Here is a 24,466-nt window from a genome sequence, read left to right as displayed (position 1 = left end):
ATTTTAAATACCCATCTTTGCAAGCAAAGTAATGCCGGAGTGCTCTGGTCACGTTCCTACTTTGCCTGTAGCGCTGGTGGAGCAACAATTGAAACACTGAAAGCGTATGTTGAATCGCAGAAACCCCCTGATTAGCACCCCTTATATCCCCGTCCGACTGGGCGAGGGTTTACGGGGCAAATGCTAAAAGTGCATGTTCATTAGATGGCGCTTTCTCATAAGAGGACTGAAGGTCAGCCAAAGTCACTAGCAGTTTATCCCGCAGGAGAATACGCCGCGCCAGTCTGGCAATCGCCAGTTCAGGATGGCTGAGTTTTTGGATTAAACGGTCACGCGCATCCTCGCCGTGATGCTTTACGAGGATATTCAGTGCTGCGAAATACAGTCCAAAAGGGTATGCCTCAGTGACAGCTTCCGCCAGTGCCAGCACCTGCGGATAGCGCAGTTCACCCAACCCGAGCAATGCCGCTTTACGCGTAGCTGGTCGCGAATCTGCATGATGAAAAGCAGCCAGATAAATGGATTGCGGATCACCATAATGTTGGCTATATAAACGGCAGGCACGCTGGCGTACCAGGCTATTACTATCCAGTAACAAACCTTTTAATACTTTCTCGGCAACAGGCAACGAGTGATTCTCCGCGTACTGCAAAACCCGTTGTTTTACTGGCGCAAACCGGTCGGCGAGTAGCAACGCAAATACCTCAGCATTTACACGCTCAGGCTTATTCAGCATAAACTGAGCGGCGTGATACCTGACGACAGGATCATGCTGATGCATCGCCAGCTTGAAGATCCTTTCAGTTGAAAACCGGGGATTGTCGAGCAACAAATGCAGGCAAAGACGGGCGACATGAGGATTACTGGTCTTAAGACCGGTTAGTAAAGCGAGGTTATTTTCCTCCCGCCCGAGATAATCCACGATTTCACTGACGATTCCGCGATGATCAGCGCGGGTACATTTCAGCAACCCGAAGATATCCGGCAGCCCCCCGACAAAAACACCAGCAAACTCCGGACGCATCCAGCGCCGCAGACTGCTGCACGCCGAACGGGCAACTTCTTCCACCCAGTCATTAACCCGCTCAACGAGTTCCACAAGAGCCGACACCTCGCGCTTCAGTCCGAGGCACAGCACCGCACGTTGCCGGATATGTCCGTTGTAATGGCGGCATAGCGCTTTAAGTTGCTCTGTTTCACTCAGATCAGGTTCGATGTAAAAATAATGCGCACTGCCGTCTTTCAGACGCTGTTTTATCTGCCGGAAGAGAAAGTATTCTGCTGCCATGACTGCCCTGTCGTTGTGCCGGGGAAACCTCAAGAAGTTCTATCATAAGCATTCGCTTTAGAAAATTACAGGACAGGCCGGATCGGTTTTCTCCGTATTCCTCTCACCATCGATCACTTTTCCAAACTTGATACAGATCATCACAAATGCGTTTTGGATTTGATCGAATGATAATCATTATCGTTTAATACCAGCGAATGAATGATTGTTTCTTCAGGAGAAGACAAACTCAATGAGCTTAGACCTCACGCGTTTTTACGCTGCCGCAGACGGACTGCCGTTCCCTGACCGCTGGGCAGTGATGCCCTGGCGGCCACAGCAGCCGGTTCCGCCGCAGGAGATCCCCGCTCAGTGGCAGGCGCTTTGTCAGCGCCAGCTTCCAGCCAATAAGCGTCTGGTTTATCTGCATATCCCCTTTTGTGCGACGCACTGTAAATTTTGCGGGTTCTACCAGAACAAACTGGAAGCGGAAGCCACAGAACAGTACTGCGATTACCTGATCCGGGAGATTGAACAGGAAGCCCCTTCGCCGCTGCATCAGTCCGCGCCTATCCACGCCGTCTATTTTGGCGGTGGCACACCGACGGCGCTCAGCGCAAAGCAATTACACCGGATCATCAGTACGCTGCGTCGCCGTTTGCCGCTGGCACCGGATTGCGAAATCACTGTCGAAGGGCGGATCCTTAATTTCGATGACGAACGCATCGACGCCTGTCTGGAGTCGGGCGCTAACCGTTTTTCTGTCGGCATTCAGACCTTTGATACCCGCGTCCGCCAGCGGATGGGACGGCGCGCCACACGGGAAGAAGCGATACAGTTCCTGCGTAAACTCGGGGAGCGTGACCGCGCTGCGGTGGTCTGCGATCTGATGTTCGGATTACCGGAACAGACACCGGAAAGCTGGCGGGAGGATTTGCAGATCGTCCGCGATTTACCGCTGGACGGCGTGGACCTTTACGCCCTGAACCTGCTGCCTTCCACGCCGCTGGGCAAAGCCGTGGAAAATAAACGTGTGTCGCTGCCGGATGTCGCGATGCGTCGTGACTTTTACCTCGAAGGCGAAGCCTTTCTGGCGCGCGACGGCTGGCATCAGATAAGCAACAGTCACTGGGCGCGCAACACGCGCGAGCGTAACCTCTACAATCTGCTGATCAAAAAAGGCGCGGACTGTCTGGCCTTTGGCAGCAGCGCGGGCGGCAATCTGGGCGGGCAATCCTATATGACAGCACGCAGTCTGGAAGCGTATTACCAGCAACTGGACGCCGGACTGAAACCGATCATGATGATGACGGCCGCGACTGCCAGCGAACACCGCTGGCGCCTGGATTTACAGGGCGGTATCGAAGCCGGGCGCTATGATCTGAGCCGCATTATCACCGATCCTTTCCCGCTCGAACCGCTGTTACAACAATGGCAACAGTGCGGCCTGATGCACAGCGATGGCCCGAGTTTTAACCTCACGCCTGCCGGACGATTCTGGGCCAGCAACATGTTGCAGGCGCTGCAAACCCTCATCCCACAACTGACTTTACGGAATACCCACCATGCCAACGGATAAACTTCAGTCCCTGATCGACTTTCTCGCCACTCAGCCCGACGGAACCGTCGAAGATATCGCCCGCGAATTCCAAATCACCCCGCTGGAAGTGATCCAGAACCTGCCGGGGAGCTATCTGTTTGCCGGGACACATTTCGACGCCGTATGGGACAACATCACCGGATGGGGCGATGTGACGACGTTGGTCAATAATGACGATCTGATCCTCGAGTTCCATGGCGAATTACCCACCGGCACGCACCGTCACGGCTATTTTAACCTGCGTGGCAAACAGGGAATGAGCGGGCATATCCGCGCCACACACTGCCGGCATATTGCCCTGGTTGAACGGCCATTTATGGGGATGAGCACAGCAAGTGTCTGGTTTTTAAACGCTTCTGGTTATGCCATGCTCAAGGTTTTCGTCGGGCGCGACAGCCATCGTGGATTACTGACCGATCAGCTGAATGCATTTCGTGCCCTTCCCGCCCTTCTGGCTGAGAGAGAGAACCAACCTTGAACACATTGCTGATTTTTGGCGCAGGCAGCGGCGTCGGCGCTGAACTGGTGGCACTCACGGCGCAGGAATGCCCGGTCGTGGCGCTGATCCGCAATCCTGAACAGGCACAAAGCGTGCGCGCACTGGGCGTCACCGTGATTGAAGGCGATGCACTTAACCCTGCCGACGTGTTGCAGGCCTGCGAGATGGCGGGCGATAAAGCGCAGATCGTCTCCACGCTGGGAGGAAAGCTTTCTGATTACACCGCCAACCGGCTGATCACAGATACTGCGGAACACACCGGTATCCGCCAGATGTTACTGGTCACCTCAATTGGCTGCGGCGACAGCTGGCCGACATTATCCACACGCGCAAAACAGGCGTTCGGGCAGGCGGTGCGTGAGAAATCGCTTGCCGAAAGCTGGCTGCAAACCAGCACGCTGGACTGGTGCATCCTGCGTCCCGGCGGCCTGATGAATGGCGATGCGACAGGCAAAGCGCATCTGATCCAAACCGAAGCCCACGGCCGCGTGCGCCGCAGCGATGTCGCGCTGCACATTCAGCAACTGCTGGCCTCAGGCGAAGGCTGGGGCGAGATCTTTGCGCTGTGTGATTCGACCCTGGAAGGGGAAAAGTTCTGATCGCATGCCCCGGAAACGGGGCTTTTTAATCCCCCGGTGTTTAATTCAATTTTTTCGAACAAAATAAGCAAATCACTTCGCTATCCCTTCAGAGCTCCCGTCGCTATTCTTCTTCTCATCGAAGGCACACGGCCTTCACCAAACAAACATTAAGAAGGAATGACATCATGAAATCTATCAAAACTTTCGTTATTGCTGCTGCACTCGCCACGGTTTCTTTCGGTAGCTTCGCGGCTGAAATCGGCACCGTATCGGCCTCTGACAATACCCTAGATGGCCTGGAATCCACTTTCGCCGCCAAGGCCGCTGCTGCCGGTGCAAGCTCTTATAAAATCATCGAAGCCGGTGGTCAGAACCGCATTCACGGTACCGCCGTATTGTACAAATGATTTGCTGAAGTTTGTGCTCCAAGACAAAAGCCGCTCCTTTTACAGAGCGGCTTTGTCGTTGAGTAACGAAAATTAACGAGTGATATAAAACGCAGTAAATTCAAAAAAACCTTCTAATGGGTGTTTTAGGTAACGTTAAATGGACTATTCTTCATTAACGAGTAATATACCACTCATAAGTAAAGGGGGTCTTATGGAACAGTTAACGTTACAGGCTTTTCTCAATAATGAGTGGGTGGATATTGCTAACATCACTTTTCCCGACAGCGAACAAAACAACTATCGCCTGACTGAACTTGATTATCTTTTCGATTATGCGATTGATAACCTCGACCGTGACGATAACCGCGCCGTATCACTTAACCATCCGGTCGCCCTCTTTTTCGATGATGACGGGCAGCGCGGATGGCTGAAGTTTCTCGATGACATCATTCCCAGCGGCTCCAGCCGTCGCTATTGGGCCAACTATCTTGATCTCGAAGGGCTGACCCCAGATGAGCAAAATTTTGTATTGCTCAAGCATGGGACCCTATCCCCTGTCGGCAACCTGCGCATTAAAGAATCCTTGCCGGAACATAACCCCCTTGCTGAACAACTCTTTTTCACCGTCGACGACGTGATAAACCGGGCGGGAGACTTTCTGGATTATGCCCAGCAACGCGGTGCCGCTGCCGGAGGGGCGACAGGTGCGGGCGGGGAAGCACCAAAATTGCTGCTCCGTTGTAACCGGGAACAGCAAATCTGGATCGATACCTACCAGAGTGATCCCGCCAACCGGGATATTCCTTATCTGGTCAAATATCCACGCGGGGCAAGGACTGAAGTGGACTGCAATATTTTGCGGGCTGAATTCCATTTCTATCATGAACTGGAAGCGATGGGATTTGAGACAATCCCGACGCACAATATGCGGCTTGAAGAAGGACTGACTTATCCGTCACTGTGGTTGCCACGTTTTGATATTGCCTTTGAAGAAGGAGGTGTCGTCAGGCGGTTTGGAATGGAATCGGTCTATTCTCTGCTGCGCAAGGCACCCGGCGTCACGCTCTATCATGAAGAGACCCTCAGGACATTGATTAATCAAATTTCCCGCAGCCATATGGTGACAGAGCAGGGTTTTTCTTTTGATATCCCGGCGTTTGTTACCGAATGGGTCCGACGGGATCTGCTCAATATTATTTTTGGCAACAGCGATAACCATGGTCGAAATACCTCTTTTCTCAAAGATGAAGGCAGCATCCGGCTCGCCCCGATCTCCGATTTCGCGCCCATGAAGGCCGATCCTGAAGGGATTGCCAGAACGACGAAATGGAAAACGCCGCTGGAAGTTGGCGGTGAATATGATTTTCCCGCTATTGCGCAAACTCTGGATGATCTCATTCCGGCACAAAACTTACTCCGGGCGCTCAATGAAACTGCTGAGCAACTGACAGGTCTGAAAGACCGGCTTGCCGCCCGGGGTATCCCGCAACAGATCCTGAACATGCCCGCAATAAGTTTCAGTTTTATTCCCGAAAAATTGCGCCGCTGGGGGCTTTTATGAAAGAACCTCTGATTGCGGCCGATTCAGTGAAAAGCACCATCGCTAAAATACGGGCGAAAAAAAATGCCGCGCAGAAAACCCAAAGCGCCACTGCAGAAATCACAAACCAGGCAGAGAGGGACCGTGCTGTCAAAACACGCACCCGCCGCAGAGTCTCTCATCTGACGAAACCCGTCAGCGCCAATGAAAGGAATGAAGCCAGACTCCAGGTCATGCGCGCGCTGATATCCGGGGAAATAAGCCAGGGGGAAGCGTTAAAAGCACTGCGGATCAATGTGCTGGGGCTAAAACAAGATGCTTTCGCTAAAATGGTTTCCGTGTCGCGGAAAACACTGTCGGAAGTGGAAAATGATAAAGGAAATTATACCTCCGATGTTATCAACAAACTGTTCAAACCCTTTGGTCTGAAAGTCGGGCTGGTGCCGGTTTCTCAGCAGCTGCTCTCGACACTCTTTTTCAATAAGCAATAAACAAAAGCCGCTCCTTTTAGAGCGGTTTTGTCGTGTTCAGCGTCCGGCTTTTACTCTTTCGTTGCCACTTTCAGCAAAATCACGCCGGAGAAAATCAGCAGCACGGCGATGACACGCAGCGAGTTGAGGCTTTCGCCAAACATCACTACGCCGAGAATAAAAGCACCGATGGCGCCGATACCGACCCAGACAGTGTAAGAGGTGCCGAGCGGCAGGGTTTTCATGGAAATCGCCAGTAAAACTACGCTGAGCAGCATAAAAACGGCGGTGATGATACTGGGGAGCAGGCGGGTGAATCCGTGGGATTCTTTCATGGCGGTAGACCAGACCACTTCAAAAATGCCGGCTAAAAACAGGTAAACCCAGGCCATGGTGTTTCCTTAATATCTTCAGGGTCGTCCCTGTATAAGATGGCTGAGTCTCTGGTCGTCCAGTCAGCATGAAGAGTGAAGGAGTATAGTTCACTCTTTCATGCCTTTACAGCGTCTGGTCTGCGGGTAGAAACGAATCCTTTTCGGTATGCAGCGTAATGATCGCCGGACGGAACAGTTTGCCTTTCTGTTCGATTTCAAAGGTGCGGAAATGCCGGCTTTCGCCGACTTCAGATACCGGCATCAGCGCCGCGCCGACCATCCCGTCGCGGAACATCTCGATCACCAGCCGCGGTTCGGACACTTTCATGATCACATTCACGTCTTTCACTTCTTCATACAGCCGGTTGAGCAGCATTTCATAGGTGCCCTCGCCGCCCATGCGGTGCAGCATCACCAGCGGAAAACCGGAGAGATCAGCAAAAGTCAGTGTGCGATCCGGCAGGGTGTCGGCCAGTTCACTGGTCACCACAGCCACCAGTTTGATTGGCTCGAATTCCCGCACGTAGAAAGAGCGCACGTCGGCGGGCGTCTGGATCATCGCCATATCCAGCGTTTTGTTCATCACCAGTTCTTCCAGATAGGTGGATTCGGACACTAACAGGTTCGGATCCCAGTCCGGGTTTTTGCGGTACAGCTCGAGAAAAACGGTGTTAAAATAGCGCAGATACAGGTAGGAAACGCCGATACGCACCGTGCGTTTTTTTTGCGACGCGATATCAATCGCCTGTTTAGTGACGCTGTTCACCTGATTGAGAATTTCACTGGTTTTGCGATACAGAAAACGTCCGGCCTCGGTGAGCACCATTTGTTTGCTGGTGCGGATAAACAGCGGCGAACCGATTTCTTCTTCAAGCTCGTGCAGACGTTGGCCGAGCGGGGGTTGCGCGATATTCAGCACCTTCGCCGCCTTGCTGATAGAACCCTGCTCGGCGATGGTACAGAAGTAGCGCATTCTTTTGAGATCCATCTTTCCCTTCCTGTCAGTCTGGCTGTGTCACACCCAGTATACAAAAAGCCACTTCGCACTGACGTGGCTTTTTGCGGACATCCGTCAGTGGATGAACAGGCTCCAGTAATGCGAGATGGGCATCACCAGAATTAACGCCGGTAATAAATTGCCAACCGCGATGGATTTTATGCCGCTGATACGGAAACCGGCGGCCAGCATAATAAAGCCACCTGCGGCAGTAAAATCCCCCATCATTTGCGGATTGGTCAGCGGCAGAATAAAGACCGCCGCCGAGGCGATAAGGAACTGAACAACCCACTGCGGAATAAAAATCAGAGCGACGGCGTATCCCAGCACGGTGGCAAAAATCGCGGCGGTGAATAGATCCATGATGGCTTTGACGAACAGAATGTTCGGGTCGTGCGTCATGCCTTCGGTCATCGCCCCGATAATCCCGGTGCCGCTGGCGCAGAACAGCACAATGATGGCCACGAACTTTTCAGTGAAGACGTTCTGATCCATGCCGGTATCCGGCGCAAATTTTGCGGCGATACCGCGTGCCATATTTCCCAGACGGGCAATGTAACGTTCGAGATAAAACATTTCGCCGATGGCGGCACCGAGGATCACCGACAAAATCACCACCGGCATACTGTGCATTTTAACCAGCAGCACGACGCCAAGCGCCATGGAACACAAACCGAAAGTCTGGGGCAGCGAGGTTCGCAACCGCTCTGGCATTTTTACGCCAAGAAAGCCCCCTAACAGGCCGCCGAGAATTATGGCGCCGCTGTTAACGATAGGTCCAATTAACATTTCTACTCCGTTATTTTGAGATATTTTTTTAAATATTCTGCTATAAATCTTCGCCCCAGCGTTTAATATTGGCGACATCCAGGTCAAATAAATCCAGCGCGCGCGCCACGCTGTGGTGAATAATATCATCCACGCTGTCGGGTTTATGGTACAGCGCGGGAACCGGCGGGAATATAATTCCGCCCATTTCCGTCACCGACTGCATATTTTTCAGATGCGAAAGATTCAGCGGTGTTTCCCTGACCATTAATACTAACCTGCGCCGCTCTTTTAAAACGACATCTGCGGCGCGGGTCAGTAAGTTATTGGTCAGTCCATGAGCAACAGAACCCAACGTATTCATCGAACACGGCGCAATAATCATCCCGATGGTTTTAAAAGAACCACTGGAAACCGATGCCCCGAGGTTATTAATGGAATGCACTTCATCGGCCAGCCGGATCACCTCCTGCCGTTCGATATCGGTTTCGAGACTGCGCGTCATTTCGGCACCTTTACTGATAATCAGGTGCACGTCGATATCGATATCGCGCAATATTTCCAGCGCCTTCATTCCATACTGAAACCCGGAAGCACCGCTTATTCCGACAATTATCCGCCTTCTCTTCATTTCACCTCTCCGCTTTTGAAACGTCGCACCGCAGGTGCGCTGGCTTATTGCTGTTAGTATTTAAAGTCAGGTAAGAATTTCTTCACATCGACTTCTTTAAATTTGGAACGTTCGAAATGCGCTTTGAGGTGGAACGGCACCGTACAGTCGAAGATGGTTTTACATGACATGCCTTCCTGCAAAATGCTCGGGCTGTAGGCCGGATTTTGCGAAGGATCGAGCGGATGGCAGCGGACGCCCGGAATGGTGACGGTATCCACGTCGCCCTGATAGCGGGTTTGCATCGCCCACAGGATGTCGTCGGTATCGAAAATATCCACGTCTTCATCCACCAGAATCACATGTTTCAGCTCAGAGAATGCCGCAAACGCCAGCAACGCCGCTTGTCTCTGACGGCCTTCATCCACCGGAGAGGATTTTTTAAACTGCAATACCGCCAGTAACTTACCGCCGCCGGAGGTGTGCGCATGCACATTCAGCACGCGGCCCGGCATGGCGCGGTCGATCATATCCAGGATACTGGCTTCAGTCGGAATACCCGCCATGCTGACGTGCTCGCCGCTCGGGCCGAGCGTGGTTTGCAGGATCGGATTTCTGCGGTGCGTGACGGCTTTCACTTTAATCACCGGCAGTTCGGCTTTGGCTTCACCGGTGTAGCCCGGGAATTCCGGCATCGCTTTGCCGGTATTGGTGTTCTGATCTTCGCGCACACGGACGTTTGGCAGCAACTCGCCTTCAATGACGATTTCTGCGTGGGCAATGGCTTTTTCATCGATGGACACACAGTGGGTCAGCTCGACGGCTTTACCGCGCAACGCACCGGCGATGCTCAATTCGTTGAAGCCCAGCGGCGTGGTTGGCGGCTCGAAGCAGGCTGCAATTTCAATCGCCGGATCCACGCCAATGCTGATTGAAATCGGCAGTGGTTTGCCAGCACGCTCGGCTTTTTCGCGGAACGCATCGATATGTCGGCCCGGTGTCAGCCACATCGACAATTCGTCGCGGCTCTGAATGCACAGGCGGTGAATGGTGATGTCGGATTCTTTGGTTTCAGGATCAGAGGCATAACACATGCCCATAGTGAAATACGGACCGGCATCTTCTTCGGTGTTGGTCGGCGCAGGCAGCAAGGTGCGCAGGTCAAAATTCGGATCATCAGCCAGATACATCACTTCCTGGCAGACCGCCGTGCCGCGGTCAATAACCACCGGTGGAATGGCATTTTTCACGGAATCCCTCAGTAGGAAACCGAGTTTTTCAGGTTCGCAGTTCAGCAGATAACCGGTACGTTCGCGGGTCGCCATCAGGCCGGTCACGACACGTACGCCGGGGAACCCTTTAATGGTATTGAACATCATCGCCGGGCCTTTGCGGGTCGGACGTTCACAGGTGCCCCCGGCACCGACGTAACGGTATACGCCGGAAAGCTCTGCATGCGGATCGACTTCCACATCGGTACTGACCATTTCGTCTGGGAGGCTTTCTAAAAATTCAATCGCAGACCGGAGGTCATGCACGTTATTATTTTGAGGGGAGGTTTCTTTCTTAGACATATTCTTTATCCAGGTAAATTAATATTCCACATAATGAGAAAATTATTTCATCGCCGGATTAAATATATATTTACTGCCGTCATTCAAAAAGTACCGTTTAAATACAGGCGCTAAACCTTTTTGGTTTATATCAAAACTATAATTATTATTTAACACTTATTAATACAGAATAATAACTTTCCGACGTCATTTTACGCTATTTACGTTACGGCCATCACACCGTAACGCAAATTAATAAATTGGAATTTAGACCGGCACTGAAAATTGAAAACAGGCACCCTGTTTTGACTGTTCAATCAGGCGGATATCACTGCCGTGAAGTTGCAGAATACGGCGCACGATCATCAGCCCCAGCCCGCCTGCGCGGTGTTTGTTGGTGCTGAGAATTGACGGACGCACAAACAGATTGTCTTTCAGCTCTGGCGCAATGCCCGGTCCGCTGTCTTTGAGTTGCACCATCACCTGCCCTGCCTGGGTCCACAGTTTGATTTCAATCGTGCCGTCTTCGGGCGTGAAGCGGATAGCGTTATCCAGCAGATTGGTCAGCACCCGCTCAATCATGCCGAGATCGGCATTCACCAGCGGAATACCCGGTGTGATATCGGCCAGTAATGTTTGACCACGGGTTTCGGTTGCCAGCTCGAATTTCTGGAAAACATCCTGCACTAATTCACTCAGCGAGAACGGTTCTTTCTGTGGTTTCACCACGCCGTATTCGAGGCGCGCCAGTTCGAATAATTCCTGCGCCAGACGACCAACTTTTTTACTCTGCGTCAGGGCGATATTGAGATAACGCTGGCGGTCTTCGTTGCTCAGATTGTCTGATTTCACCGACAACGTTTCCAGATAGCCGTGCAGCGAAGTCAGCGGCGTGCGCAGATCGTGGGAGATATTGGCGATAAATTCACGCCGTTGCTGATCCTGCACCATCAGGCTTTGCCATTGCTGATCGATACGCTTTGCCAGCGCGATAAACGCCTGTTGCAGCTGCGTGACTTCATCACGGGCAGCGCCTTCCGGCACATCCGCTTTCGCCAGCGCCTGAATTGCCTCCATTCCGCCGGTATCCAGCCGGGCAATCTGCGCGGTCAATTTGCGCACTGGGCGTGTTACCCAGCGGAATGCCAGCGCACCGGCCAGCAAACCAAATAATGCCACCAGCCCCATCGAACGCAGCGCCAGCGATATCGCCGACTGATATTGCGCGTCGCTGGTCAGCGCGGTGTAAGCGTCGCCGAGCAAAACGATATACACATAGCCCTCTGTCTGGCCATTAACCTCCAACGGCGCAGCGCTAAAGACCTGCGGAGTCTGCGGATCCCGTGGATTGTCGCCATACACCGGCATTTTTGCGCCATGCAGCAGCGCGTTCACCGGCGCCAGATCGATGCGTTTTTCTTGCAGTCTGCCTGCCGGCGCTGCATTGCCCACAATATTGCCGTCTTTATCCAGCAGATAAACCTCAACGCTTGGATTCACCGCCATCAGCTGGTCAAACAGGGTATGAACCACTTTCGGATCCCAGTTGCCCTCGCTGAGCAGCGGATTATTCGCCGCAATCTGTGTCGCCAGATTGACCGACAGCCGCTGAATAACCGACTGGCTGTACTGATTGCTGGAACGCACCTGCATATAGCCGGAAAGCGCGCAGCAGGCGATCAGTAACACCGTAAATACCAGGGTCAGTCTTTGTGCCAGCGTGAGATTTTTCATGATTTACCCTTGCGCATCTTCAGCAGAAGACACGAACTTATAGCCTTTTCCCCACACGGTCAGAATACGTTCCGGCTCAGCCGGATTAGCTTCTATCTTGATGCGCAGCCGGTTGATATGGGTGTTCACCGTATGCTCATACCCTTCGTGTTCGTAGCCCCAGACCTGATTGAGCAGGCTGAGACGCGAGAACACTTTGCCGGGATTTTTGGCAAAGAAATACAGCAGATCAAACTCGCGCGGCGTCAGTTCTACGGGCTGCTGACTGAGCATTACTTCGCGCGCAATCGGGTCGATCACCAGCCCGGAGAAACTCAGCGTTCCGGCGTCCATTTTCATGTTGCGGCTCATCGCTTCCTGCCGCCGGAACAGCGCTTTGACCCGCGCTACCAGTTCCAGCATCGAGAAAGGTTTGGCCAGATAATCGTCCGCGCCCAGTTCTAGCCCCAGTACACGATGCACTTCGCTGGAACGCGCGCTGATAATAATGATCGGCGTATAACGCGTCATGTTGCGGGCGCGGCGGCAGATTTCCAGGCCGTCTACGCCCGGCAGCATCAGGTCGAGGATCAGCGCGTCCCAGCCGCCCTTTTCCAGATGCGCCACGCCCAGATTGCCATCTGCGGCGTGAGTGATTTGATAACCTTCATCGCGCAGATGCAGGCTTAACAGTTCGGCGATATCTCCGTCATCTTCAACAATCAGGATCTTCTTCGTCTTATCCATGTGTTATCCCAAAACGTGGCACTTCCCAATGGTTTGAGTCTACACAAGCAACCGCCTGCGAGTTATCACATTTTATTTAACTTTGCGTGAGGTCTCGGGGAACAAATCCGTTCAATACTCGTTTCATCACAGGACGGACAGCCGGATGACAACATGACAATACACACGGATTTACCCGATCAGGCAAAACAAAAACCCGCCATCGTACATCCATTATGGCTGCGTCTGACGCACTGGTTGAACGCGCTGGCCGTGCTGATTATGGTGACCAGCGGCTGGCAGATTTATAACGCCTCCCCACTGTTTGATTTTGATTTTCCTCGTGCGGTCACGCTGGGTGACTGGCTCGGCGGCGGTATTCAGTGGCACTTCGCCGGTATGTGGCTGTTTGGAATCAACGGTCTGTTTTATCTGCTGATGAACATTTTTACCGGCCGGATGAAAAAGAAATTCTGGCCGCTGACGCCGCGCGGCATCTTCAATGATTTGCTGGCCGCCCTGCGCGGAAAGCTGAAACACGACGATTTACGTCACTACAACATGGTGCAGCGTGCGGCGTATGTGTTCGTGATGTTCGACGGCATCGTGCTGGTGCTTTCCGGGCTGGTGGTATGGAAATCCGTGCAATTTCCGCTGCTGCGCGAACTGATGGGCGGCTTTGATACGGCGCGTTACGTACATTTTCTGGCGATGGCGTCACTGGTGGGATTTGTGGTGCTGCATATCGTGATGGTGGCGCTGGTGCCGAAAACCCTGATTGCCATGATCCGCGGACGTTAAGGAAGACCTGATGAAAAATATCCTCAAAAAAAGTATCAGCCAGATATTCAGTCCTTCCGACAGCGAAGCGATTTTACAGGAAGCGAAAAAACAGATTATCCGCGAACTGGATGCGCCTTCACGCCGCCTGTTCCTGCAACGCGGGCTGACACTCGGCGGCGTCGCGATGCTGACCGGTTGCGACATCAGCGATAACGCCAGCGTAGAAACTGCACTGAGCAAAATCTCCGGCTTTAACGACCGCGTGCAGGGCTGGCTGTTCGGTTCGACACGTCTCGCGCCGGTATATGCGGAATCGATGATCACCCGCCCGTTTCCGTTTAATGCGTTTTATGCCGAAGACGACGCACCGGAAGTCGACGGCAACGCTTATCGCCTGAAAATCGCCGGTCTGGCGCTGGATAAACGCGAATGGTCTTTGCCGACGCTGTACAAAATGGCGCAGGTCAGCCAGGTGACCCGACACATTTGTGTCGAAGGCTGGAGCGCGATTGGCAAATGGGGCGGCGTGCCGTTCGGTGATTTTCTGCGCCTGATTGGGGCCGATCTCACAGCGGAATATGTCAGTTTTAAATGTGCCGACCAGTACTACACCAGCATTGATATGGCGACGGCGCTGCACCCGCAAACCCTGCTGGCGCTGACTTATGACGGACAGATTTTACCGCGTAAATACGGCTTCCCGATGAAGCTCAGAATGCCGACCAAACTCGGCTATAAGAATCCAAAACATATCGAAGTCATTGAAATAACCAACAAGTTCACCGGTGGCTACTGGGAAGATCAGGGCTACAACTGGTTCGGCGGAAGCTGAACATGATCCATAGGGATCAACACTGTCCACAACAACCTTTGTACCTCAAAACCTAAAAGAAGGAATTACCATGAAAAAGTTAACCGTAATGATGATGTCTGCTTGTCTGATGATGGGCGCGGTGAGCACCACTTATGCTGCTGACGCAATGGCGAAGAAAGATACCATGGGCCATATGTCGAAAGACTGCATGAAAAAAGACAGCATGGGCAAAGATTCAATGGCGAAAAACAGCATGGGCAAAGACTGCATGTCTAAAGATCATATGAAGAAAGACAGCATGTCTAAAGACTCAATGTCTAAAGACAACATGTCAAAAGACGCGATGAAAAAAGACACCTCGAGCCAGTAAGCGCCACTAAACCCGGCCATGTAGCAAAAACGCCCCCATCTGTTCAGCGGGGGCGTTTTATTTTTTATACGATTCAGACAATGTTATTTCGCGGCGCTGGACGCCAGACGGATCTGAATATCGTTATCGAGGTTATTCACCCAGTGATTATAACCGCGGTGGATTTCACCTTTATCCGCCATCAGATTAGTACTGCTCACATAATTAATGGTGTAGCTGTTTTGTGTGTAATTAACGCGGATATTCGCCACGTGATCACGGTTGTTCAGACGGCCATTAATCACGCCCGGACCGGCAGCGGTCATGATCCAGCCACGATTCAATCCGGCGCTCATGATGGCGATTTTAATCTGGTCTTCAGAATTGTGCGTCGTAATGGTGGTGTGTGGCGTTAATACCGGTTCGGTACGCGAGCATCCTGCCATTGAAAAAATGCACACCAGGCCAATAAGTAACTTACGTGTAGATTTCATGTGAACCTTTTGAATTTATAATTTGGGATAAGAGATTGAAAACTCGCCACAATATACGCCATTGCCCGACAGGTGTCATGAAATGCGCAGGTTGAGTTTAGCGTTCATTACACGTAGTATATAAAACATATATGATTCGTATACTACTGAGGACGCCCGATGGGTATCATCAAAATTTCTGAACTGATGCATGAGAATCTGCGTATCGCCAGTCTGGCGTATACGCGTTCCATCAACGCCCAGGCCGAACACTGGATGAAGATTGGCATGCTGATGGAGACGCACCCGGACATGACGCACAGTGAGATTTCGCAACTGCTGGTGCGATGCAGCATGGAATCGGAAGAAAACACCGGAAGTATCCGCACGCTGTTAAACGTCGGCGGCACACAGAGGAAGGCAAGCAATGAATAATGGTTTAGACAGCCGGTATTTCGTCAACAATAACCGCATGGTCAAAACGCCGGAAGGCATCGATAAAGCCCGTATCGCCGGTAAACTCGCTGCGCGCGTGTTACACATGATCACGCCTTACGTGGTGCCCGGCGTCACAACCAACGAACTGGACCGCATCTGCCACGATTTTATCGTCAATGAACTGCAGGCGATCCCGGCCAATATCGGTTACCACGGCTATCAGAAAACCACCTGCACCTCCGTCAACCATGTCATTTGCCACGGTATTCCTTCCGATAAAGCCTTGAAGAAAGGCGATATCGTGAACATCGACGTGGCGCTGATCAAAGACAGCTGGTACGGCGACACCAGCCGCATGTATTACGCCGGTGAACCGAGCATTATGGCGCGCCGTCTGGTGGATACCACCTTTGAAGCAATGATGGCCGGTATCGAAGTGGTTCGCCCCGGCGCAACGCTCGGCGATGTGGGTTATGCCATTGCTGCTGTTGCGAAACGCGAAGGGTTTTCCATTGTGGAAGAATATTGCGGTCACGGCATCGGCATGGGGTATCACGAAGATCCGCAGGTGCTGCATTACGGCGAAAAAGGCCGCGGCCTGGTCTTGCAGGAAGGCATGTTATTCACCATCGAACCGATGCTGAACGCCGGTAAAAAGCAGAACAAAGTGCTGCCTGACGGCTGGACGGTGGTGACGAAAGATCATTCGTTGTCCGCGCAGTGGGAACATATGATTGCGGTGACGAAAACGGGTTATGAAATTCTGACGCCGTGGCCTGAAGAAAACTGATTTCCCGTGATATTTCCTGAACGTATAAAGCCTCCGGTCGGAGGCTTTATAGTTTTTGATAATCCGTTTAGCTACGCTCGATTTCTTTCGTCGCTTTGTCTAATGCATCGGTGATTTTATACAGCGTTTCCTGTTCGATCGGCCCTTTCGCCAAACGCAGATTGAGCGCCATGCGCATATTGTTAATCGCCCGCTGCATTTCCGGAATGCTGCGGTTATTGGATAAAATCGCCAGTGAAAACAGTTTTTCGGTCACTGAACCGAGCAGATCGCCCTGTCCGGCCAGCGATTGCGTTCCTTCATGCGTAATCGAGTATTGCTTCTTACCACCCTCTTCCTGATTCGCCGTAATAAGACCCTGCTCCTCAAGAAACGTCAGGTTCGGATAAATAATACTGGCGCTCGGTGTGTATTCACCCTTGGACAAGTCTTCGATGGCTTTGATCAGCTCATAACCATGCGCAGAACGTTGCTGCAAAAAATGCAGCATCAGCAGGCGGATATCACCTGTTTCGAACATTCTTTCGCGGCGATGTTTTTTCGCCGCAACGCAGTTCGGTTTATGGCCGGATGTGGCTGGAGGACGGTCATTACCCAAAGGATTATTTTTCATCAGAACCATAGTCAGAATTACGTAAAAAGTGCGTACAGATATCCCTTAAAGATAACGGGTTAAGCCCTCTTTCACAATGCCATAACACATCAGGCAGGCCGTAGCCTGCCTGATGAAACCGGCCTGAACACCGATCTGGTGGTTAATTCATAAACGTTAACGGCTGATAGAAATCCTCGCCCAACCAGTGATACGCCGCCGGCTGCGTCGCCAGCGGTTTGCGAATATAGCTGGCTGCCGCATTCACATCGCCCTTTCCGCCGTACACCGCGTAATCCGGATACGGGAAGACAGGACGTGACACTGCACCCATCGGGATTTTCTCCAGACGGATATCGGTCGCTGGCTGTTTGCCGCGCTCTGGTATCGGCTGGCCGAACTGGATCTTCTGCTCTTTCGCCGCCTGATAAGTGGTAATGCTGTCCGGCGCGATGTCTTTCTCCACCCAGTTCATCATCGGCGTGAGGAAATCCACCAGACTCGGACCTTCACCGCCGGAGCAGTGATGCACGCCCGGCAACAGATACAGACGCTCAAACTGATCGCGGCTCGTCGCGCCCATCACATGGCCTACTGCCTGATGATACGCCACGGAATTAAGCGGGGAGATATGCGGATCTGCCCAGCCATGCCAGATAATCAGCTTGCCGCCCGCAGCCTTGAATGCAGAGAGATCCGGGTTGGTGGCATCATAAAGGGGGTGCATTTTACGCAGTTCATCAAATCCGGCTTCGGTGAATTTCACGTTTTTCAACGTAAAATGTTCTGACGGATTTTTTTCATAATTTAGGAATTTCAGCGATGGCAGCGCGATAAACGAGCTGAAAATCGGATCGCTGGCTTTTTCCGGCACAAATACGCCTTCCCATGCCAGCTCAGAACCCGGTTGCGGACCACCGACGGTCAGTTTTGCACCGGTCTTCGGATCAACCGGTCCAGCGTACAATTTGGTTAAAGTGGCAATTTCAGCGGCTGACAGGCAGTTTTCCTGAGCAGCATCCGTTTTGCAGGCCATCGAGGCAATATTCACATGACAGCTTTGCGGGTCGGCAATCAGGCCGTCGGTCTGGCCATCCAGTGCGTCGCACTGTTTCAACACGGCGTTATGGATCACTGGCAAACGGGAAGCAACTATCACCGCATTTCCATCTGGTCCAGTATTCGCCAGCGCCTGCCACGCGTGATAAACGGCATTTTGCGACTGGAAGTTCATCGCTGCCGCCCCGGCAATCACACCGTTGAAATCATGCGGGAAACGTTGCGCTTCCATCAGGGCTTCGCGACCTCCGTCCGAACAGCCGTTGAAATAGGAATACGCAGGCGCACGCCCGTAGTATTCCGCGATCAGTTTCTTCGACACTTCAGCGATCAGATGCTGGCTGCGGTAGGCGAAATCTTTGCGCATTTGTGGATCTTTACCGAAATCCACTTCCTGCATCGAATGGCCCATGTCGGTGGCGGCCATCACGAAACCATTGGTTTGTAATGGTGTGCAACCGGCTGCCGCGCCAATTTGCAGCGAGATATTGCCGCACAACCCCCCACAACCGATTTGCATATAACGCTGTTGCCAGGAAGATACCGGCAAAAGAACTTTAAAGCCGATGGTCGGGTGCACATTACCCTCCACTTCGCAGGCCGTTGCGTCGTTGATGGTAATCTCTTTCGCTGAGGTGATTCGGCTGCCCTCGCCGCCGATGTCAGTCAGCGACACCTTATTGAGATCGGCACACACTTTTACCGGTTTAACAATATCCATTGACGGGGCTGGTGTATTTTCAGCCGCTGAACTTAAAGAAGAATATCCCGCAAACAAAAGAGGTATCAGACACAGCGCGCGCCAGTGTTCTTTGAGGCTTATTAATTTCATAACCATTCCTTTGAATAAAAACTCAGAATTTGTCATAAGAATTATAATGATGGCGGAAATAATAAATAATGGCGTTTACCGTGCCCGGCGTAATGATTCCGGTGGTAGTTGCAACAAAGTATTAATTAAATACCGCAGCAAATAAAAGGCAATAACGCTTTATCAAGTTGCGCGTAAAACTTCGCCCTTTTGAACTGCCCCCATAAACCTGGACAGTGATAATTAGCCCGTGGAGTGCCCCTGAGGCCTTCGAACAGGCCTCACCGTGAGAACAGGAACTGTTTACGGAATCGAGGTCACTCCATTTAGGGCGGGGAGTATGTCAACTCCTGCGGTTAAACATAGCGGGCAATTTGAATTATTTATTGTGCCAGTACGCGACACAACGAACTAAATTCGCATCCAACCCGCGATTTTCGACGAAGTAATCATTCAGGCCTTTAACGAATTTCCCTTCGCCCGTCGCCCAGATGTAGTAATCGCTTTCCGGCAGGTACAGGCTTTTCAGCTTTTTCACCGCCGCGTCATCCTTCTGATACCCGTTTTGTTCTTCGCTGACAATCCACTCGATGTCGAAATCATTTTCTTCGGACAGATAGCGGGCACAGCTGACATCCTTCACTTTTACCAGCACCGTCACTTTCGCGTCAGAAGCGGTCTGTTTCAGCTCGCACAGACGACGTTTTACCGCCGGAAGACCGGTTTCATCACACACATACAGCTGCCATTTGTAAGTCGTCGGAATAATCAAAGAACCGCGCGGCCCGCCGATGATGAGTTTGTCGCCCGGTTTCGCGCCAGCTGCCCATTCACTGGCAACACCGCCGTCGTGAAGATAGAAATCCAGCGTCAGTTCATGGGTCTGCACATCAAAATGCAGCGGCGTATATTCGCGGTTCAGCGGACGCGGCCCTTCGCCCCACACAATGCCATCCTCGGTCGCGGTGGGCGGGGTGATCACATCACCCGGATTCGCCGGGAAAAACAGTTTGATGTGGTCATCAAAGCCACGCGAGGTAAAACCTTTCAGTTCATCGCCGTTTAAAACGATGCGCTGAAAACAGCCGGCTATGTTTTCGCTGCTTTTGACCGTGAGATGACGAAAAGCCAGTTCGTTTTTGACACGAACCGGCAAGTTTGGGGCCGGGGTTTCAGTGCGATGTTGGGTCATCATGTTTTCTCTTTTGAAGTAAGGCTTGTCGAAAGATATATCTTAGCTATATTTTCCGCAACCCTGAAAAACGTAGGGGAAAAACCTTGTCCTCTGCCCTTTTCACCTTCCTTTAGTTCATTTTCACCAACGCATTGCAAAGATTTCGTTAAGAAGCGCATTTTTGTTTATCAATTTATTGATAATAGTTATCAGTATCATTATCATTCTCACAAAGCCTAAATGGGTAAGGATGTTGAATAAACCCATATTTTATAAGGACAAGGGCTTTTTTACGGAAGAATTGAAAGCAGATGACCAGCGCGTCTGATTTGTCGAAAGGCAGTAAATGCGAGCAGAACTTTAAAAAATAGTGCAGGGCTAAAAAAATGTTCAAATCCTTTACACAGCAGGGTTTGGTGAAAAACGTCATTTTCATGGGAACGATTCTCACCACCACCTTTAACGTCAATGCAGCGGAAGCTATCAAAGACACCAGCGATCTTGCCGCGAATAAAACGCCAGCCTCTGAAACCATCAAGAAGAAGCCAGTGGTACGTACGGCGCAAGATTTGGCGCAAAGTAACGAAGAGGTGATGACCGTCACCGAAACGATGCCGGATAAAAAACCGGGCTCGAAAACTAGCATCACCGCAGCCGAAATGCAGAAAAAAGGCGGTAATGATTTCGGCACCATCATGCGTTATGAGCCACTGATCAGCGCAACCGGCGCCAGCGGGGGGTCAGGTAACGGGAAAAGCGGTTTCGACCGCAGCGGTTACACCGGCTATAACATCCGGGGTCTGGAAAGCAACCGTGTCGGTATCGACGTTGACGGCATTCCGCAACCGAGCGCCACCGGTCGCAGCTATGTCAGCCGCGCAGGCCTCAATACCTTTGGTATTGGCCGCGACTACATCGACCCTTATATTTACGGCCAGGTGGATATCGAATCCGGTGCCACCTCAGCCGAACGTGCCAACACCTCTATCGGTGGTGCAGTGTCCTTCCTGCCAAAATCAGCCGACGATTATCTGCGTCCGGGCAAGGAAACCTATTTCGGTTACCAGTCAGACTATGATTCCTCAGACCGCTCATGGCATAACGGTATCACGGCCGCTGCGGGCGATGAAACGCTGCGTGGATTGATTGCTATTAGCCGCCGCGACGGACAGGAAACCAGCAACAACAGCGGCACGCATGATGCCTACCCTGCTAACTGGCACTCAGATGCCGTGATGACATCTGTTATCTGGCAGCCGAATGACGAACATAAAGTTACCGGCACGCTCGATTACTACGAAAAAGTGAACCACACCCACTATGACACCTGGAATGGCTCGGGCAGCGCTATCCTGGGGACTTCACAGCAGCAAAGTAATACGCGCCGCTGGGGTGCAAGCCTGAAAGACGAATGGACTCCGTTCAACGATTACGTCGATGCCATCGTGTCCAAGGTCTATTACCAGTACACGCAGGCGCACGACAATACCTATATGCCGAACGACAGTAAGCAGATGATGAACGTCTATTCCAACTATGACGTGAATACCTATGGCGCGGAAACCAGTTGGCTAAAAACCCTGGGGCGTCATGAACTGAGCGCGGGGATCAACGGTCGTGTATCCAACACTGAACGTCCATTCCGTCAAAACCCAGAACAAGGGGCGTTCACTACCATCATGCAGCCGGAAGCCAACAGCCGAACCTATATCCTGGGCGGCTTCCTGCAAGACACCATGAAGTTTGACCTCGATGGCCACAACCTCTCTGTGATACCTGCTGTTCGCGTTGCTTATCAAAATACCAAACCACAAGATTTGTCGAGCTTGGCGAACGGCGTGGTAACCGGTGATCAGGTTTCAACACTCTATAACAAGGCCAACTCAGACACCCAGGCTCTGCCATCACTGGCCTTTACGTATGACATCACGCCAAAGCTGATGACCTATGTGCAGTATCAGCGCGGTGCACAGTTCCCAGACGCCAGCCAGCTATACGGCTCATGGAATCTCGGATCTAACTATGCAGGACGCGCTCAGTACGCCCTTATCGGTAATACCGATCTGAAAACTGAAACCAGTAACAACTTCGAATGGGGCATGAAAGGTGAAGCCACGGAAGGGGTAACCTTCAAGACATCCGTTTTCTACAATACTTATAAAAACTTCATCGCCAATACGCGTTATTCGCGTTCAGCAAACCCAGGGCTGTTCACCAATGTGCCTTCCAATATTTATACCATTTATCAGGCCGAAAACCGCGATGAAGCGTATATCTACGGCGGTGACGTGAGCACCAAAGTCAACTACGGCACCTGGTTTAACAGCGTGGATGGCCTGAGCACGACCTTCGCATTCGGTTATGCCCAGGGGCAATCCAAGTCCAGCTATGATGGCGACAAGTATGTTGACCTCGACAGCGTGCCGCCGATGAAATTTGTCGCAGGTATTGCATGGGATGCCCCATCAACTCTCTACGGTGCGGCACTGACAGCAACCTTTGTTAAAGGTAAAAGAGCTGAAGCAACCTCTCGCCAGAGTTACAACAACAGTGGTACTCCCCTTGCAGATTCCACTGAAAAATACATGAACGTTCCAGGTTATGGGATGGTGGATGCGACGGCTTACTGGAAAGTCGCGAAAAACGTCAAACTCAGCGGTGGCGTTTACAACATCACCGACCGCAAATACTGGGATTACCTGAGCAGCCGTACATTGACTGAAACCACTAATCAGGACGAGTACAACAAAGCGCTGGCCGTCATGCCGGGCCGAAGCTTCCAGCTGGGTGTGAATGTTGATTTCTAACCACTAACCGATAAGAACCCGAGGCGTCATGCAATCGCATGGCGCCTTTTTTGGTTTCGCGCTAAGAACCTGTTTTCACGCACATTCACAAATCGGGTGATCCGCTACACTCAGGCTTTGCCTACCGAAATGTGAAATTACATGGAAATAATCAGAAAACCTCTGGCGCTGGTTCTCACTCTGCTCCTGTTACCGGCTGCCGCTTCTGCCACCACCACCTTGCGGTACACCGATCATGAACCGCTGGGCACAATGCGTACCCGCTTTATCCACGATGTGTTCTTTCCTGCTATCGAAAAAGAGTCTCAGGGACGCCTGAAAATTGAAGAACACTGGGGGGGCGAACTCTCAACCGGTTATGACGCATTGCTTACCGTGCGCGAGGGAAAAACGGCAGATATCGGCATTGTGGTGCCGGAATACGCCGCCAAAGAACTGCCGCTGCATCAGATTTTTAAAAGCTTTCCGGTCGGGCCTTCCGGCGATAAACAAATCGCTTTCTTTCGCCGTGTTTTCACCGAAATACCCGCCTTCCCTGCTGAATTAGAAAAAGCCGGCGTAGTGAATATCTTCTCTGCGACCGGTTATCCGGTCGCCTTTTTCAGCACACATCCGCTGAAAAACCTTGAGGATATTAGAGGAACAACCTGGCGTTCGGCCAGCTTCTGGCATCAGGATTTTCTGCGCAATGCCGGAGCCATACCGGTCACAATGCCGTGGGGTCCGCAAACGGTGGAAGCCTTCAAGACCGGTAAGCTGGACGGCATTATGGTCAACGTCGACAGCGGATATGACCTGAAAATTCAGAAGATGGCACCTGATGTTCTGGTCTCGAAAGAGCTGTGGCTGGGGCATGTTTATCTGCTGGTGATGAACCTGAAAGTCTGGAACGGGCTGGCAGAGGAAGATAAAGCGGCCATTACCCGCGCGGCGGATATCGCCAATAAAATCGCCGGTTCCGTCATGGACAGCCACTTTGACCCGCAGCTGGATGCCCTGCGCAAAGACGGCGCGAAGGTGCGTGTTCTGCGACACAGTGAAGTGGCGCACTGGCAGCAGGTTACCCGTTATCAGGATGCTCAGGCGCTGTGGGTAAAACAGCAGGAAGCGCTGGGTAATAAAGACGCCGGGCCGATGATGGAAAAAGTCAGCGCGATAATGTCGCAGACGATGAAACCTGACTGACCGGCGCTTAGCAGCAGGTGCCTAAGCACGGTGGCGTATGCCACGCAGGCCGGTTTCTCGTGTAAACTGTAAGTCAGCACCTGCAATGTCTGTAATCTGAGGAG

Annotated in this window: 26 protein-coding genes; 14 read left to right on the top strand and 12 right to left on the bottom strand. The window is 52.0% G+C overall.

The window, feature by feature from the left end; translation table 11 throughout:
- A partial coding sequence (locus tag D5398_RS23870; RefSeq protein ID WP_208646073.1) for a transposase occupies nt 1-135 on the top strand: 135 nt, incomplete at its 5' end.
- Between the two features lie 34 nt (nt 136-169).
- Here D5398_RS23870 and D5398_RS23865 read toward each other — a convergent pair.
- A complete protein-coding gene (locus tag D5398_RS23865) occupies nt 170-1,288 on the bottom strand; it encodes a HEAT repeat domain-containing protein (protein ID WP_120509845.1) in 1,119 nt (372 codons plus the stop codon).
- 232 nt (nt 1,289-1,520) lie between these two features.
- On the opposite strand from D5398_RS23865, the gene hutW reads away from it, so the two are divergent.
- The 6 genes from hutW to D5398_RS23835 all read left to right on the top strand — a co-directional run bounded on the left by hutW (nt 1,521) and on the right by D5398_RS23835 (nt 6,367).
- Nucleotides 1,521-2,846 (top strand): heme anaerobic degradation radical SAM methyltransferase ChuW/HutW, encoded by a 1,326-nt coding sequence (hutW, locus tag D5398_RS23860; RefSeq protein ID WP_120509844.1) that lies wholly within the window; start codon nt 1,521-1,523, stop codon nt 2,844-2,846.
- Nucleotides 2,833-3,345 (top strand): heme utilization cystosolic carrier protein HutX, encoded by a 513-nt coding sequence (hutX, locus tag D5398_RS23855; protein ID WP_120509843.1) that lies wholly within the window; start codon nt 2,833-2,835, stop codon nt 3,343-3,345. The genes hutW and hutX overlap by 14 nt, the downstream gene beginning before the upstream one ends.
- Nucleotides 3,342-3,965, top strand: coding sequence for an SDR family oxidoreductase (locus tag D5398_RS23850; protein ID WP_120509842.1), 624 nt, complete (start codon nt 3,342-3,344; stop codon nt 3,963-3,965). The genes hutX and D5398_RS23850 overlap by 4 nt, the downstream gene beginning before the upstream one ends.
- 167 nt (nt 3,966-4,132) lie before the next feature.
- Nucleotides 4,133-4,354 carry a YdgH/BhsA/McbA-like domain containing protein gene (locus D5398_RS23845; protein WP_095925515.1) on the top strand — a complete coding sequence of 74 codons (222 nt, stop codon included), beginning with the start codon at nt 4,133-4,135 and terminating at the stop codon, nt 4,352-4,354.
- A gap of 193 nt (nt 4,355-4,547) precedes the next feature.
- Nucleotides 4,548-5,897 (top strand): type II toxin-antitoxin system HipA family toxin, encoded by a 1,350-nt coding sequence (locus D5398_RS23840; protein ID WP_120509841.1) that lies wholly within the window; start codon nt 4,548-4,550, stop codon nt 5,895-5,897.
- On the top strand, nt 5,894-6,367 hold the full coding sequence (locus D5398_RS23835) for a helix-turn-helix transcriptional regulator (RefSeq protein WP_120509840.1): 474 nt from the start codon (nt 5,894-5,896) through the stop codon (nt 6,365-6,367). The genes D5398_RS23840 and D5398_RS23835 overlap by 4 nt, the downstream gene beginning before the upstream one ends.
- A gap of 50 nt (nt 6,368-6,417) precedes the next feature.
- Here the strand turns inward: D5398_RS23835 and D5398_RS23830 are convergent, their stop codons facing one another.
- The 7 genes from D5398_RS23830 to D5398_RS23800 form a co-directional block, all read right to left on the bottom strand.
- Nucleotides 6,418-6,738 (bottom strand): DMT family transporter, encoded by a 321-nt coding sequence (locus D5398_RS23830; protein WP_120509839.1) that lies wholly within the window; start codon nt 6,736-6,738, stop codon nt 6,418-6,420.
- Between the two features lie 106 nt (nt 6,739-6,844).
- Nucleotides 6,845-7,708, bottom strand: a complete 864-nt coding sequence (locus D5398_RS23825) for a LysR family transcriptional regulator (protein ID WP_120509838.1) — start codon at nt 7,706-7,708, stop codon at nt 6,845-6,847.
- Between the two features lie 84 nt (nt 7,709-7,792).
- A complete protein-coding gene (locus D5398_RS23820) occupies nt 7,793-8,506 on the bottom strand; it encodes a DUF554 domain-containing protein (RefSeq protein ID WP_120509837.1) in 714 nt (237 codons plus the stop codon).
- A gap of 40 nt (nt 8,507-8,546) precedes the next feature.
- Complete coding sequence (locus D5398_RS23815) at nt 8,547-9,116, bottom strand: UbiX family flavin prenyltransferase (RefSeq protein WP_120509836.1); 570 nt, start codon at nt 9,114-9,116, stop codon at nt 8,547-8,549.
- Between the two features lie 53 nt (nt 9,117-9,169).
- Nucleotides 9,170-10,669, bottom strand: coding sequence for a UbiD family decarboxylase (locus tag D5398_RS23810; protein WP_120509835.1), 1,500 nt, complete (start codon nt 10,667-10,669; stop codon nt 9,170-9,172).
- Nucleotides 10,670-10,915: 246 nt separating this feature from the next.
- Nucleotides 10,916-12,382, bottom strand: coding sequence for a sensor histidine kinase (locus D5398_RS23805; RefSeq protein WP_120509834.1), 1,467 nt, complete (start codon nt 12,380-12,382; stop codon nt 10,916-10,918).
- Nucleotides 12,383-12,385: 3 nt separating this feature from the next.
- On the bottom strand, nt 12,386-13,108 hold the full coding sequence (locus tag D5398_RS23800) for a response regulator transcription factor (RefSeq protein WP_120509833.1): 723 nt from the start codon (nt 13,106-13,108) through the stop codon (nt 12,386-12,388).
- A 153-nt stretch (nt 13,109-13,261) separates the two neighbouring features.
- Here D5398_RS23800 and D5398_RS23795 point away from each other — a divergent pair, with 153 nt between their 5' ends.
- The 3 genes from D5398_RS23795 (at nt 13,262) to D5398_RS23785 (ending at nt 15,054) form a co-directional block, all read left to right on the top strand.
- Nucleotides 13,262-13,888: a cytochrome b/b6 domain-containing protein gene (locus D5398_RS23795; protein WP_120509832.1), complete on the top strand. Its 627-nt coding sequence runs from the start codon at nt 13,262-13,264 to the stop codon at nt 13,886-13,888.
- A gap of 10 nt (nt 13,889-13,898) precedes the next feature.
- On the top strand, nt 13,899-14,702 hold the full coding sequence (locus D5398_RS23790; protein WP_120509831.1) for a molybdopterin-dependent oxidoreductase: 804 nt from the start codon (nt 13,899-13,901) through the stop codon (nt 14,700-14,702).
- Between the two features lie 70 nt (nt 14,703-14,772).
- Nucleotides 14,773-15,054: a pentapeptide MXKDX repeat protein gene (locus D5398_RS23785; RefSeq protein ID WP_120509830.1), complete on the top strand. Its 282-nt coding sequence runs from the start codon at nt 14,773-14,775 to the stop codon at nt 15,052-15,054.
- Between the two features lie 83 nt (nt 15,055-15,137).
- Here the strand turns inward: D5398_RS23785 and D5398_RS23780 are convergent, their stop codons facing one another.
- A complete protein-coding gene (locus D5398_RS23780) occupies nt 15,138-15,527 on the bottom strand; it encodes a hypothetical protein (protein WP_120509829.1) in 390 nt (129 codons plus the stop codon).
- Between the two features lie 159 nt (nt 15,528-15,686).
- Here D5398_RS23780 and D5398_RS23775 point away from each other — a divergent pair, with 159 nt between their 5' ends.
- The gene (locus D5398_RS23775) at nt 15,687-15,941 is read left to right on the top strand and encodes a ParD-like family protein (RefSeq protein WP_120509828.1); all 255 of its coding nucleotides are present in this window, start codon (nt 15,687-15,689) and stop codon (nt 15,939-15,941) included.
- Between the two features lie 37 nt (nt 15,942-15,978).
- The gene (gene map, locus D5398_RS23770) at nt 15,979-16,734 is read left to right on the top strand and encodes a type I methionyl aminopeptidase (protein WP_415838548.1); all 756 of its coding nucleotides are present in this window, start codon (nt 15,979-15,981) and stop codon (nt 16,732-16,734) included.
- Between the two features lie 67 nt (nt 16,735-16,801).
- Here the strand turns inward: map and D5398_RS23765 are convergent, their stop codons facing one another.
- The 3 genes from D5398_RS23765 to D5398_RS23755 all read right to left on the bottom strand — a co-directional run bounded on the left by D5398_RS23765 (nt 16,802) and on the right by D5398_RS23755 (nt 20,388).
- The gene (locus tag D5398_RS23765; protein WP_244216833.1) at nt 16,802-17,347 is read right to left on the bottom strand and encodes a PadR family transcriptional regulator; all 546 of its coding nucleotides are present in this window, start codon (nt 17,345-17,347) and stop codon (nt 16,802-16,804) included.
- A gap of 142 nt (nt 17,348-17,489) precedes the next feature.
- On the bottom strand, nt 17,490-19,217 hold the full coding sequence (locus tag D5398_RS23760) for a tannase/feruloyl esterase family alpha/beta hydrolase (RefSeq protein WP_120509826.1): 1,728 nt from the start codon (nt 19,215-19,217) through the stop codon (nt 17,490-17,492).
- Nucleotides 19,218-19,575: 358 nt separating this feature from the next.
- Nucleotides 19,576-20,388 carry a siderophore-interacting protein gene (locus D5398_RS23755; RefSeq protein ID WP_120509825.1) on the bottom strand — a complete coding sequence of 271 codons (813 nt, stop codon included), beginning with the start codon at nt 20,386-20,388 and terminating at the stop codon, nt 19,576-19,578.
- Nucleotides 20,389-20,756: 368 nt separating this feature from the next.
- Between D5398_RS23755 and D5398_RS23750 the strand changes: the two genes are divergently transcribed.
- The gene (locus D5398_RS23750; protein WP_120509824.1) at nt 20,757-23,177 is read left to right on the top strand and encodes a TonB-dependent receptor domain-containing protein; all 2,421 of its coding nucleotides are present in this window, start codon (nt 20,757-20,759) and stop codon (nt 23,175-23,177) included.
- A 141-nt stretch (nt 23,178-23,318) separates the two neighbouring features.
- Nucleotides 23,319-24,362, top strand: a complete 1,044-nt coding sequence (dctP, locus tag D5398_RS23745; RefSeq protein WP_120509823.1) for a TRAP transporter substrate-binding protein DctP — start codon at nt 23,319-23,321, stop codon at nt 24,360-24,362.
- The last annotated feature ends 104 nt before the right edge of the window (nt 24,363-24,466 follow it).

Source organism: Rahnella bruchi, from assembly GCF_003614975.1.
Lineage (GTDB): Bacteria > Pseudomonadota > Gammaproteobacteria > Enterobacterales > Enterobacteriaceae > Rahnella > Rahnella bruchi.
This window is presented reverse-complemented; position numbering and strand designations above follow the sequence as displayed.

Bases quoted from the DNA above. Each gene is read 5' to 3' on its own strand.
- D5398_RS23805 (WP_120509834.1), bottom strand. From the start codon at position 12,382: ATGAAAAATCTCACGCTGGCACAAAGACTGACCCTGGTATTTACGGTG.
- D5398_RS23780 (WP_120509829.1), bottom strand. From the start codon at position 15,527: ATGAAATCTACACGTAAGTTACTTATTGGCCTGGTGTGCATTTTTTCA.
- D5398_RS23820 (WP_120509837.1), bottom strand. From the start codon at position 8,506: ATGTTAATTGGACCTATCGTTAACAGCGGCGCCATAATTCTCGGCGGC.
- hutW (WP_120509844.1), top strand. From the start codon at position 1,521: ATGAGCTTAGACCTCACGCGTTTTTACGCTGCCGCAGACGGACTGCCG.
- D5398_RS23835 (WP_120509840.1), top strand. From the start codon at position 5,894: ATGAAAGAACCTCTGATTGCGGCCGATTCAGTGAAAAGCACCATCGCT.
- D5398_RS23815 (WP_120509836.1), bottom strand. From the start codon at position 9,116: ATGAAGAGAAGGCGGATAATTGTCGGAATAAGCGGTGCTTCCGGGTTT.
- D5398_RS23830 (WP_120509839.1), bottom strand. From the start codon at position 6,738: ATGGCCTGGGTTTACCTGTTTTTAGCCGGCATTTTTGAAGTGGTCTGG.
- D5398_RS23790 (WP_120509831.1), top strand. From the start codon at position 13,899: ATGAAAAATATCCTCAAAAAAAGTATCAGCCAGATATTCAGTCCTTCC.
- hutX (WP_120509843.1), top strand. From the start codon at position 2,833: ATGCCAACGGATAAACTTCAGTCCCTGATCGACTTTCTCGCCACTCAG.
- D5398_RS23825 (WP_120509838.1), bottom strand. From the start codon at position 7,708: ATGGATCTCAAAAGAATGCGCTACTTCTGTACCATCGCCGAGCAGGGT.
- D5398_RS23865 (WP_120509845.1), bottom strand. From the start codon at position 1,288: ATGGCAGCAGAATACTTTCTCTTCCGGCAGATAAAACAGCGTCTGAAA.
- D5398_RS23810 (WP_120509835.1), bottom strand. From the start codon at position 10,669: ATGTCTAAGAAAGAAACCTCCCCTCAAAATAATAACGTGCATGACCTC.
- D5398_RS23800 (WP_120509833.1), bottom strand. From the start codon at position 13,108: ATGGATAAGACGAAGAAGATCCTGATTGTTGAAGATGACGGAGATATC.
- D5398_RS23750 (WP_120509824.1), top strand. From the start codon at position 20,757: ATGTTCAAATCCTTTACACAGCAGGGTTTGGTGAAAAACGTCATTTTC.
- D5398_RS23775 (WP_120509828.1), top strand. From the start codon at position 15,687: ATGGGTATCATCAAAATTTCTGAACTGATGCATGAGAATCTGCGTATC.
- D5398_RS23785 (WP_120509830.1), top strand. From the start codon at position 14,773: ATGAAAAAGTTAACCGTAATGATGATGTCTGCTTGTCTGATGATGGGC.
- D5398_RS23845 (WP_095925515.1), top strand. From the start codon at position 4,133: ATGAAATCTATCAAAACTTTCGTTATTGCTGCTGCACTCGCCACGGTT.
- D5398_RS23840 (WP_120509841.1), top strand. From the start codon at position 4,548: ATGGAACAGTTAACGTTACAGGCTTTTCTCAATAATGAGTGGGTGGAT.
- D5398_RS23755 (WP_120509825.1), bottom strand. From the start codon at position 20,388: ATGACCCAACATCGCACTGAAACCCCGGCCCCAAACTTGCCGGTTCGT.
- D5398_RS23795 (WP_120509832.1), top strand. From the start codon at position 13,262: ATGACAATACACACGGATTTACCCGATCAGGCAAAACAAAAACCCGCC.
- dctP (WP_120509823.1), top strand. From the start codon at position 23,319: ATGGAAATAATCAGAAAACCTCTGGCGCTGGTTCTCACTCTGCTCCTG.
- D5398_RS23765 (WP_244216833.1), bottom strand. From the start codon at position 17,347: ATGAAAAATAATCCTTTGGGTAATGACCGTCCTCCAGCCACATCCGGC.
- map (WP_415838548.1), top strand. From the start codon at position 15,979: ATGGTCAAAACGCCGGAAGGCATCGATAAAGCCCGTATCGCCGGTAAA.
- D5398_RS23760 (WP_120509826.1), bottom strand. From the start codon at position 19,217: ATGAAATTAATAAGCCTCAAAGAACACTGGCGCGCGCTGTGTCTGATA.